Source organism: Microcoleus sp. SVA1B4 (genome assembly GCF_036700545.1).
GTDB lineage: Bacteria > Cyanobacteriota > Cyanobacteriia > Cyanobacteriales > Microcoleaceae > Microcoleus.
In genome coordinates, this window is sequence record NZ_JAUBPB010000132.1 from 1 (window position 1) to 4,852 (window position 4,852).

At 46.1% G+C, this 4,852-nt stretch carries 5 protein-coding genes; 1 reads left to right on the forward strand and 4 read right to left on the reverse strand.

The features are described 5' to 3' along the window. Positions 1 to 90: 90 nt before the first annotated feature. From QT987_RS29315 to QT987_RS29325, 3 genes are all read right to left on the reverse strand, one after another. Complete coding sequence (locus QT987_RS29315) at positions 91 to 519, reverse strand: DUF202 domain-containing protein (RefSeq protein ID WP_333209163.1); 429 nt, start codon at positions 517 to 519, stop codon at positions 91 to 93. Positions 520 to 739: 220 nt separating this feature from the next. After that, positions 740 to 2,155 carry an LCP family protein gene (locus QT987_RS29320; protein ID WP_333246971.1) on the reverse strand — a complete coding sequence of 472 codons (1,416 nt, stop codon included), beginning with the start codon at positions 2,153 to 2,155 and terminating at the stop codon, positions 740 to 742. A 104-nt stretch (positions 2,156 to 2,259) separates the two neighbouring features. Further along, positions 2,260 to 2,634, reverse strand: coding sequence for a hypothetical protein (locus QT987_RS29325; RefSeq protein WP_333245138.1), 375 nt, complete (start codon positions 2,632 to 2,634; stop codon positions 2,260 to 2,262). Between the two features lie 380 nt (positions 2,635 to 3,014). On the opposite strand from QT987_RS29325, the gene rpe reads away from it, so the two are divergent. After that, positions 3,015 to 3,716, forward strand: a complete 702-nt coding sequence (gene rpe, locus QT987_RS29330) for a ribulose-phosphate 3-epimerase (protein ID WP_006632078.1) — start codon at positions 3,015 to 3,017, stop codon at positions 3,714 to 3,716. 96 nt (positions 3,717 to 3,812) lie between these two features. Here rpe and QT987_RS29335 read toward each other — a convergent pair whose 3' ends face one another. Then, the gene (locus QT987_RS29335) at positions 3,813 to 4,595 is read right to left on the reverse strand and encodes a DsbA family protein (RefSeq protein WP_333246972.1); all 783 of its coding nucleotides are present in this window, start codon (positions 4,593 to 4,595) and stop codon (positions 3,813 to 3,815) included. Between the last annotated feature and the right edge of the window lie 257 nt (positions 4,596 to 4,852).

Here is a 4,852-nt window from a genome sequence, read left to right on the forward strand (position 1 = left end):
CGTCCTTTTTGGACGGGCGGGACGCCCATCCCACAATAACAATTAAAATTGTAAGTTATTTAATTCGCGATCCTAAGCGATCGGGTTAACTTAGAATTGAGAGTTTTTAGGAGTTGAAGTGGGAGCTATATTTGCGCGATCGCGCCATAGCACCAACGGAATGCTTAACGTTCCTAAAATCATTACAACTCCAGTCAGAATCCAAACTAGCACACGATTTGGGCGATAATCACCTCGCTCAATTTGCCAGAATACTCGATTATAACGCCATGCTGCTAAGGCAATGACCGCAATCCCAAAAACGACCAGACTCAGCCCTAAAGTTTCGGAGTTGAAGAAGGGAGGGGAGGAAACTTCTTGCTGAGTCACTGTAGCTTGAAATTGACGGAGAAATAAACTGAACCGACTGATTGCAAACCCAAAACCAACTAAAGCCAGTGAAGTTCGTAACCATGCCAGAAAGGTGCGTTCATTTGCCTGATGTTCTCGCTGTCGGTCTATTTTATCACCCTTGTTCATCAACCCTACCTTGATAAAATATCTTAAGCTTTCCCTCGTTGATTATTGTTTCACTTGTGACTGCGGAGGGAAGTATCGGTATTGCGATCGTGATTCATCATCACCCAAAAATATACTATCAGTAAATAGACAAAAAAGCGATCGCCTCCATCTCTACCAACAGAAAATAAGAGGACACAGCATTGCTGTGTCCCTACAAATACCCCAGTTAAAATCCAGTTTAAAAAGACTTAGCCTCACCACCGGACTGAGCCTTTTTCGCCAACCAATCCTGACCCAATCTGATTGTGACATCCGAATTCAAAGAACCGGTACTCTCAACCAACACATCTCCAAAACCCAAAAACTGGCGAATCGCTTGAGCACCTTTAATATCGCCCTGTTGAGCTACTAGAGTAGTTACCTCCAGCGGTTCGGGCCAAGCTTTATAAACCTGAACATTCCGATAACCGGCTTGAGTCAAATTATTGACAAAATCTTCAACAGCCGATGGATCTCCGGTACTATCTTGAATCGCCACCTTCAGAAAAGTCGAATCAGCATTCTCAATTGTCCAAGTATTTTGGCCGAAGTCAAAATGTTCCGCCACCATAGTTTCGATGGCATATTGGTCGGGCAACCAAAAACTTGCTTTGTAGTCCTTAGAATCGCTAAATTTGCCGGGAACCATCAACATCTGCACGCCAGCGCGATCGGTTTGAGTAGCAAAACCCGCCAAAGCTACCAATTCTTCTATACTCAAATTCGTGTCAAGGTGAGACTGAATCACCGATAAAATCTTCGGTAGTCGAGACAGCAAACCTACATTTACTTCCTGTTCCACAAAAGCCCGCATCAACAATTGTTGGCGCTGCACCCGCCCGATGTCGCCCAAATCGTCGTGCCGATAAAGCAAATATTGCACGATTTGTTCGCCGTTGAGTTTCTGCTTGCCAGCCTTTAAATCTATATATAAATGCTGACTATGATCGGTATATTTCATGTCTTTAGGGACATTAATAGTAATGCCACCCAGGGCATCGACCAAACTTTTGATACCATGAATATTAACTGTGACATAGCGGTCAATTCCCACACCGCCCAGGAGTCCGCTGACTGACTTCGCTGACGAAGCCGGGCCACCGTAGTAATTAGCTTCGTTGATTTTCACCTCGCCCCGGCCTTCAACATAGGTGCGGGTGTCTCGCGGAATGGAAAGCACGCTTAACTTTTTATTTTGAGGGTCAAACCTCACCAACAGCATAGTATCGGTTAAGCCCTTAAAGGAGTTTTCCCAAACCTCGTATCCGACATCTTTGTTGACACCTCCTTCGATGTCAGAGGTCAGAACTTTAAGTCCTAAAACTAAAATATTAACTGGGCGAGTCAGCTCCGGCATCTTCATGTTGAGCTTTGCCATGTCGCCTTGAGAAAATACTGCTGCTTCTTCAGGGCTCAACTTTTGTTGCTGAAGCGGCGTTGTAGAAAGGGAGACGGCTAGCAATGCTCCGGCTGTGGCTGAGAGCATGGCTACTCCAGCCAAACCAAAACCAAATCCCAGCCAGCGGCCTCGATGGGGCTGGGAAGCTTTTTTGGTTGCAGGTTGAGCAGTTGATTGTTGGATAGGGTCTTGATTAGGAATTTTTTGAGCTGGCACTGGCTTCCTCACACACAACAAAAATAAAAAAGATAATGGCAATATGTAGTATCAAGCTGAAGACGCACTCAATCAATAGGGTAGGGGCTTAAAAAAACCCTAAATTATGATAAATGTTTGCCTACTACTTGCTCGGCTAAGCGACTAATTCCAGGCAACCATAGCGGTTGACGCTTCCAGAGGCGAACCATCAGTCCCAGAGCAACGATGAAATAGCTGGTTGTTAGCAGGCTACTCATTAATAACATGGGAAGTGTCGGAGATTCCGCAGAAATCGCTCCAGCTTCTAAAAGAATATGTCCTAAGAGCCAACTAAAAGCAAGGGCAATTGCCAAGCGGCTGACGGCTTTGCGTTCGGGACTACCCTGACGGCGGTAAAGAGTCCACAGGGCGGGGAAAAAGCCGATGACTGGGATCATTAATACAAACAGACTGGCACGATCGAGTTCAGGATTTTCTAAGGGATCTGTTTTTTTCATAATTCGGTACTCAAAATTTGCAGAAGGTCAATCGATTTTAGATTTTAGATTGAAGCATTGAAGCATTGACTTGCGCGAGATAAATTCGGGCGCTTGTTTATCGGATACAGGTTTTTTATTTCTGGACGGATGAATTTGGGGGCTTGTATCCTGGATGCTTTCGGTCGGATTTTGCACACAAGTTATTTGTTAGAGGGAAAATTTATATCCTAAACCAAAATTCCCAGAGCTGGGCTGGCGCGATCGCCAAACTTGTCTGTCAGAGGCAAAATTTTTCTGCCCTCCCAATCTCGCGACTGATCGTTGGCAACTTTTCGACCCGGAGACCCGTATTTTGATAAACTGGATACAGCACAGCAGTCAGGAGAACAGACTTAGCCATGACCCAATCCCAAAAACCCATCGTTATTGCTCCATCCATATTATCAGCCGATTTTAGCCGTCTCGGAGAAGAGATTCAGGCTGTCGATCGAGCTGGGGCTGACTGGATTCACGTAGATGTGATGGACGGTCGCTTTGTTCCTAATATTACTATCGGGCCGCTGATTGTTGAGGCAATTCGCCCTGTTACTACCAAGGTAATCGATGTCCACTTGATGATTGTGGAGCCGGAGAAGTACGTCGAGGACTTCGCTAAGGCTGGTGCTGACATTATTTCGGTTCACGCGGAACACAATGCTTCGCCTCACTTGCACCGCACCCTCGGCCAAATTCGGGAATTGGGCAAAATGGCTGGTGTGGTTCTGAATCCTTCGACGCCTTTGGAGTTGATCGAGTACGTGCTGGAACTTTGCGATTTGGTGCTGATTATGAGCGTCAATCCGGGCTTTGGTGGTCAAAGTTTTATCCCGGCTGTTTTGCCGAAAATTCGCCAGTTGCGTAAAATGTGCGACGACAAGGGCCTCGATCCTTGGATTGAGGTAGATGGCGGTTTGAAGGGGAACAATACTTGGCAGGTTCTGGAAGCGGGCGCAAATGCGATCGTCGCTGGTTCTGCTGTGTTTAAGGCGAATGATTACGCAGCGGCGATCGAGGGTATCCGCCACAGCAAGCGTCCGACTCCTGAGTTAGCTGCGGTTTAATCAAAGATTTTTCGAGTTTTTCGGGTTTTTCTCGTTCCCAGCCCAAGCAGGCTGGGAACGCATTTTTATACTCGGTTTCCAAGAGTCAGGAATTACTTATTTCGAGACAGAGGCGAGAATGCTTTCCATCTCAGAAAGCTCGACCGCCCCGGAGAAAGTTTCGCCGTTCATAATAAAAAACGGAGTGCCTTCAATGCCTAGTTGTTGAGCAAGTTGCACGTCTTTGGCAATGGCGGCTTCTGCAGCGGGGCTGTTGCGATCGGTGTTGAATTTATCTAATTTTAGATTGAGCTTTTGGGCGATCGATGGGTACAATGGATCGCCTAAATCTTTCTGCCCTTCAAACAAAGCGCTGTAATATTCCCAGAATTTGCCCTGCTGCCCCGCCGCCCAAGCTGCTTTAGCTGCCGGTAGCGCTTGAGGGTGAATAGAAGTCAAGGGAAAATGCTTGTAAGCTAAAGTAACTTTGTCCTGGTGTTTTGCCATAAACTGCTTGACAGTATCGTGAGCGCGCGCGCAAAACGGACATTGAAAGTCAGAGAATTCTAAAAGTACAATCTGCTGCGAAGCTGAACCCGTGGTGGGAGAATCCCCTATAGAAGATTTGGGATTAGTTTTCATCTCCTGCAAAAATGACTGCTGCGCTGCTTTGAGAGACTGCTGCTGCTGTTGCTGGTACCCTTGTACCGACTCTAAAATTGCTTGGGGATTTTCGCGGATCACCTGCAAGACTTGCTCTTTCAACTTGGGATCGACTGAATTGCCAGCCGTTGACTGTGCGGGGGAACAACCGATAAATACCAGGCAACCTGCCAGGAGTACAGCCAAGCAGAAGGCTTGCTGGCTGCGGAGTTTTCGCCAAATAGTGGATATGTTCATCTTTTTTTTCTGATTCACGGCAACACTTAATCCTACATTTAATTTTGCGGAGTGTCAGGTATACCGCTGTTGACTGCTGTCGAGCTATTTTTAGCTTTGAGCAATAATTAGCCATTGGCAATCGGTAATTCGTAGTCGGTAATTTGCAAGAGGTGTTAATCACCCGAACACCGACTAAGGAATCAGGGTAAACGCATCTAAATTAATTTGACAAACACCTAAATTTGTGCATTACTAAATAACTAAAAAAAACTTTT